A 212-nucleotide genomic window follows, 5' to 3' on the forward strand; every position below is an offset into this window, starting at 1 on the left:
TTATCGTCTTTCCATGTTTTCGTTCCTTCTACTTTTGTTTCACCTACTTTTGTATTTGTGATGTCATAACCATGTACATCAGATTGGTATCCGGCTACTGCTTGTTCTTTCACTTCATACTTATACGCTACTCCATTTGCATCGTATGCTTGCAGTTTTTCAAACGTGTACTTCCAATTTGTTGCCGCTGTTACTTCCTTTGTATCTACTAC

At 37.7% G+C, this 212-nt stretch carries 1 protein-coding gene; it reads right to left on the reverse strand.

What is annotated here, in order from left to right; translation table 11 throughout:
- Positions 1-212: Cna B-type domain-containing protein (locus tag JDS95_RS30950; protein ID WP_199691080.1), on the reverse strand; the 212-nt coding region annotated here is incomplete at both ends.

It is taken from the genome of Bacillus cereus group sp. N24 (assembly GCF_016483345.1).
In the GTDB taxonomy this organism is placed as follows: domain Bacteria; phylum Bacillota; class Bacilli; order Bacillales; family Bacillaceae_G; genus Bacillus_A; species Bacillus_A toyonensis.